Raw genomic sequence first — 5,065 nt, 5'->3', positions numbered from 1 at the left:
GAACTGGGGCTGGAATTACGGATACTCACCTTACTGGGGATATAACCCTTGGGGTTGGGGTGGCGGCTACTGGGGTAATGGTTATTACAACAGACCTGCCTACAGAAGAAGCGGTGCTGATGGTGGATTCAGAGCAGGACAGCCTACTAATACGAATTCAGCATTCAGAAATAATGCTAATGCAGGGTTCAGAAATAGTACTTCTGGGTTTAGAAATAATACCTCAGGATTCAGGAATACCAATTCTTCCGGTTACAGAAACGGAACAAACGGTATGATTAACAATGGTGGTTTTAGAAATTCTTCCGGTTACAGAAATCCGAACATACAGAATACCAGACCTAATTATAACAATACGCGTCCTAATTATAATAACAACAATTATAATAACAGCCAGCCAAGATATAATAATGGAGGTTTCAGATCTAATGATAGTGGAGGCTTCAGATCATCCGGAGGTTTTAATAGTGGAGGCGGCTTCAGATCCGGTGGCTCTTCAGGAGGTGGCTTCAGATCATCCGGCGGTGGTGGAGGCGGAGGCTTCAGGTCCGGAGGCAGATAATTTAAACTTTTAATAACTATTTAAGAAAATAATGTTAAAAAAATCTTTTGTAATAATAAGTATTTCTGCAGCATTTTATGCACAGGCTCAGAATATTTCCGTGATCAAAAACTCTATTGATATTTATTCGAATACTCCTATGACCGGGTCTTCAAAGTTTAATGCAATGGCAGGATCAAACGGAGCATTGGGAGGTGATGCCAATTCGCTTATGACCAACCCTGCGGGACTAGGAGTAGCAATTGCAGGAGATCTCTCGGTTACTTTGGCTCTTACCAATAATAAGAATACAAGTTCTTTGGCAGGATCTTCTATCGGATATAATGTAGATAAATTTAATGTAGGAAATGTAAGTGGTGTTGCAACAATTCAGTTATCACCAAAAACAGCTTGGAAGTTTATTAATATCGGGGCTAACTTTTCTACACAGTCTGCAGAAGAATATATAGAATCACCGAGAAACACAAACGTTGTAATTGCCAAACAACTGGTAGATTCCAACGGAAATGCGGTAAATGGAAATATGTCTTATATGGGACATGCCTATAACAGATATGGGAGCCAATCTAAATTTAATTTAGGAGTTGGAGCCAATTATAATAACTCTCTTTATATAGGAGCAAGTGTAAATATGCATTATGCGGATATTGATCAATATGACACAGCTCTGTTCGGATTGGATCTTGATAATTCAGTAAATGCATTTGACAAACAATATACTCCTTACTCTGAAAAATCTAATGGGTTTTCTGCAAGTGTGGGGGTGATTGGTAAGGTAACAAACCAATTCAGATTAGGAGCATCTCTGGAAACACCTACTTGGTGGAATGTAGACAGGATATATACAGATCACTTTACAGGTGATGACGGATATATTTACTATAATACTTATGGAGAAAGCCGGGATTTCAGATCTCCGATGAAAGCAACGTTCAGTGGGGCATTTGTTCCGAATAAAAACTTTGCTCTTAACGTAGACTATACATTGGGATTAACTAAACCTAAATACAGAGTGCAGGGAGCGGCCGAAAGAGAATTGAACTCATTCTTCAATGACAATTATAAAAACCTTTCCGAAGTAAAAGTAGGGGCGGAATACAGAATTCAGTCATTCAGAATAAGAGGGGGATATGCTTATGCTTCCAGTCCTTTTGATGCTATGACTATCAGCTCTTATAACGATGCAGGAGTAGCAGGAGATAATAATTACAGTAATTTTATCTTAGGAGATAGAAATACGATTGGAGTCGGTGTCGGATATGATTTTGGTAATTTCTATCTTGATGCTACCTATCAGAATATCAGTTCCAAATATAAAAATCCTTTCTTAAAAGGAGATGCTGATGCAGGAACTGGATATTACTCAGGAGATTTTGATGTAAATACACCTTATTCTGTTGTTTCACAAGTGAAAAATAACAGAGATAACTTTTATCTTACTTTCGGATGGAAATTCTGATTTCCTGATGATGTAATAAGTGATTAAAATACAGGCTCCGGATACATTGTATCCGGAGCTTTTACTTTTTAATGATGGTGATGTATATGAGAATGAGAATGGAAGAGGTGCATTACTAATGCTAATGTAACTCCTACGATCACCAGCCCGATCTTCATCCAGTCAATATTGTGATTTTTATTACTCTCAAAAATAATTACTGATGAGATATGCAGGAAAATACCACCTACAATGGCAAGGAAATAGGGCTGAAGGTCAGGATTAAAATAATTTCCGAGTAACATGCCTAATGGTGAGGCTAGAGCAAATAGAGCGATGATTAGCAAAGAAGAGTAGGAAATAGACTTCTCTGTCTTTTTATTGAACAGAAACGCCCCAAGAATAAATGAAATGGGAAGATTATGAAATAGAATTCCCAAAAGATAAGGAGATAATGTCTCTTTTTCATTAGCCAGAGGAATCCCTTCTATAAAGGCATGTATGAATAGTCCAACCATTAAGGCTAAAGGGAGTATATTATGCTCGTTATGGTGATGAAAATGACCATGCTCAAACCCTTTGGTAAGAGCTTCGAGGATCATCTGCAGTAAAACTCCTATGATAACAAAAACTCCTATATTAGGAGATATATCTGAGGTGTATACTTCAGGAAATACTTCGTTTAAACATATGGTAATAAGAAATCCTGCACTTAATATTAATAGGCTTTTGGCCAGTTTTTCTTTTTTTCCAAAATATTTTCCCAGCGATACTCCTGTAATTACACTTAAAATAAGTAGAAGAATTGTCATGCTTTTTTCTTAAATAAATTGATGCAGCGGGGAGATGTTTCTCTGTTAAATTGATCTAGCTGATAGTTCCCCCAGATTTTAATTCTTTCGAATCCACATTCCGTAGCATAAGAATTAATGGCTTCTAGTGTGTGAAGCTTTACTTTTTCAAAAAAGTTGTAAAGATTTCCGTTTTCTTCAAACTTGATGTCTTTTATAATATGTCTTCCTTCGATTCTTCTACTAATGTGAAAAATGAGATTTTCTCTTTCTGCAGTTTCTTCAGGGACCAATGTATTCCTTACATATTCTTCATTAAGATAATCCAGTACAAAATATCCTTCAGGTTTAAGAATGTTATAAACAGACTGAAAAACATTTTTATCATCTTTGTCATTATCGAAATATCCGAAGCTCGTGAACAGGTTAAAAACCGCATCTACAGGATCGGCATCGATAGGATTACGCATGTCATGAACTTCGAAAAGAAGTGTTTCGTTTTCAAACTGTTTGTCAAACTCAATACTTTGGCGGGAAAGATCGAGCCCCAGTACATCGTAGCCCAGTTTATTGAGGAAAACCGAATGTCTTCCTTTTCCGCAGGCCAGATCTATTATTTTTGAAGACGGGGCGAGCTGAAGATCCTCTGTAAGCTTTGTAATAAAACTTTCAGCTTCCGTATAGTCTCTGTTATTATAAAGTAAATGATAATAAGGGGTATCAAACCAAGATTCAAACCATTCCATAATACAAAAATAATTAAATTTGTGCTCTTAATACGAAGTATTTATCTAGAAATAAATTAACTGCTTAGTTTTAAGTGGGTTATAATAAGAAACTAAACGGTAGAAAAAGCGATATGGGTAAGTACTTTATAATACTGTTTTTTGGTTACAGAATTTTTAAACAATTTATTTTAGGCATCCGTGAATAAAAACTGAAGCTCTGAAATAATAACAATTGATTTTATTATTATGAATACAGATAATTTACAGATACAAATAAAAACATTCTTTGGTTTGGAACCGGTTTTGGCTGAAGAAATCAAGAAGCTGGGGGGGAGGAATGTGGAAGTTAAAAACCGTGCGGTAAACTGTGAAGGAGATTTAGGTTTTCTTTATAAGATTAATTATTCCGCAAGAACAGCTTTGAAAATCTTAGTTCCTGTCTTTGAATTTAAAGCATTTAACGAACATAAATTTTATGATAAACTGTCCAAATTTGCGTGGGAACAGTTTATGGATGTTGATCAGACTTTTGCTATTGATGCTACAGTTAATTCAGAGAGGTTTACACATTCTCAGTTTATGACGTTAAAAATGAAAGATGCTATTGTAGATTATTTTCAATATCATTTTAAAAAGCGTCCCAATGTAGAGACCCGAGATCCGGATGTTAAATTTCATCTTCATATAGATAGGGAATTGGTTACGATTTCGTTAGATTCATCAGGAGATCCTTTATTTAAAAGAGGATATAGAAAAGAACAGGGGCAGGCGCCCATTAATGAAGTTCTCGCCAGTGGAATGCTGCAGATTGCAGGATGGGATGGGAAAGGTAATTTTCTCGATCCGATGTGTGGATCAGGAACCCTCCTGATTGAAGCTGCTATGATTGCCATGGATCTTCCTGCGCAGATTTTCAGAAAGAAATTTGCCTTTCAGAACTGGAAAAATTATGATTCAGAATTATTTACAAAAATTAAGGAATTCAGGATCAACAGGATTAAAGAGTTTGGAGGGAAAATTGTAGGATATGATATTGATGCAAGAATGTTGAACGCAGCAAGACAAAATATTGAGGCTGCTGAAATGGAAGATGTGATAGAGGTAAAAAAACAAAACTTTTTTGATTCTAAAAAAGAGCTTTTCCCATTGCTGATGGTTTTTAATCCTCCTTATGATGAACGAATTTCTATTAATGATGATGATTTCTATAAAAAGATAGGAGATACATTTAAGACAGATTATCCTAATACATTAGCATGGCTCATTTCTTCCAATCTGGAGGCAGTGAAAAAGATTGGTCTTCGTCCTTCAAGAAAAGTCAAGCTTTTTAATGGAAAACTGGAAACACGCTTTTTACAGTATGAAATGTATGAAGGAAGTAAGAAAGAAAAGAAACAATAATGTCCTGGAATGTAACTGGTCTTTTAGATGTAATTATTAACGGGCTTAATTTATTAGATGTTTTTAGTTCGTCTGAAAATAAATTAATAAAAGAAAAACAACAAGAGAATTGGTATGAATCAAGAAAAGAGGGGAAGGTATATAT

At 35.6% G+C, this 5,065-nt stretch carries 4 protein-coding genes and 1 pseudogene; 3 read left to right on the top strand and 2 right to left on the bottom strand.

Annotated features, from left to right (window positions below):
- Both Q0A18_RS01085 and Q0A18_RS01080 read left to right on the top strand, forming a co-directional pair.
- Nucleotides 1-562: pseudogene (locus tag Q0A18_RS01085) on the top strand (hypothetical protein); the annotation flags it as partial.
- A 31-nt stretch (nt 563-593) separates the two neighbouring features.
- On the top strand, nt 594-2,021 hold the full coding sequence (locus tag Q0A18_RS01080) for a hemin receptor (RefSeq protein ID WP_292008319.1): 1,428 nt from the start codon (nt 594-596) through the stop codon (nt 2,019-2,021).
- Nucleotides 2,022-2,089: 68 nt separating this feature from the next.
- Here Q0A18_RS01080 and Q0A18_RS01075 read toward each other — a convergent pair whose 3' ends face one another.
- Nucleotides 2,090-2,812, bottom strand: a complete 723-nt coding sequence (locus tag Q0A18_RS01075; RefSeq protein ID WP_292008318.1) for a ZIP family metal transporter — start codon at nt 2,810-2,812, stop codon at nt 2,090-2,092.
- Nucleotides 2,809-3,537, bottom strand: a complete 729-nt coding sequence (locus Q0A18_RS01070; RefSeq protein WP_292008317.1) for a class I SAM-dependent methyltransferase — start codon at nt 3,535-3,537, stop codon at nt 2,809-2,811. Before Q0A18_RS01070 ends, Q0A18_RS01075 begins: the two co-directional genes overlap by 4 nt.
- Nucleotides 3,538-3,765: 228 nt before the next feature.
- Between Q0A18_RS01070 and Q0A18_RS01065 the strand changes: the two genes are divergently transcribed.
- Complete coding sequence (locus Q0A18_RS01065) at nt 3,766-4,920, top strand: THUMP domain-containing protein (protein WP_292008316.1); 1,155 nt, start codon at nt 3,766-3,768, stop codon at nt 4,918-4,920.
- Nucleotides 4,921-5,065: the final 145 nt, after the last annotated feature.

The sequence above is a fragment of the Chryseobacterium sp. genome (assembly GCF_022712095.1).
Taxonomy (GTDB): domain Bacteria; phylum Bacteroidota; class Bacteroidia; order Flavobacteriales; family Weeksellaceae; genus Chryseobacterium.
This window is presented reverse-complemented; position numbering and strand designations above follow the sequence as displayed.

What these genes read in the sequence shown, in the direction of transcription:
- Q0A18_RS01080 (WP_292008319.1), top strand. Translation starts at nt 594, where the DNA reads ATGTTAAAAAAATCTTTTGTAATAATAAGTATTTCTGCAGCATTTTAT.
- Q0A18_RS01075 (WP_292008318.1), bottom strand. Translation starts at nt 2,812, where the DNA reads ATGACAATTCTTCTACTTATTTTAAGTGTAATTACAGGAGTATCGCTG.
- Q0A18_RS01070 (WP_292008317.1), bottom strand. Translation starts at nt 3,537, where the DNA reads ATGGAATGGTTTGAATCTTGGTTTGATACCCCTTATTATCATTTACTT.
- Q0A18_RS01065 (WP_292008316.1), top strand. Translation starts at nt 3,766, where the DNA reads ATGAATACAGATAATTTACAGATACAAATAAAAACATTCTTTGGTTTG.